The 239-nt window shown below is 61.9% G+C and carries 1 protein-coding gene; it reads left to right on the forward strand.

Features of this window, described 5'->3' with window-relative positions:
* Positions 1-32 precede the first annotated feature (32 nt).
* Positions 33-239 (forward strand): hypothetical protein (locus RYX56_RS26835; protein WP_317124474.1); only part of this gene is annotated, 207 nt, incomplete at its 3' end.

Here is a 239-nt window from a genome sequence, read left to right on the forward strand (position 1 = left end):
CTGTGACCAAGTCATGTGAAAGGGAGATGCACATGGATACCAAGGCCGCGATTCTGGCGCTGATGACCGCTTGGGGCGTCGGCGCCTGCACCACCCTTCCCTCCATGGCGCAGGAAGCCGAAACTGTCTCCGAGGAGGTGGGCGAAGCCGATGGCGACAATCCACTTCTCAATCGCGTCTGGGTCAAGCAAGGCGATGCCGACGCGCTGCCCGGCGTCATGCACATCTTCCTCGCCGAT

Origin of the sequence: Alkalihalophilus lindianensis, from assembly GCF_032843265.1 — a bacterium.
Taxonomy (GTDB): Bacteria; Bacillota; Bacilli; order Bacillales; family Bacillaceae_D; genus Alkalihalophilus; species Alkalihalophilus lindianensis.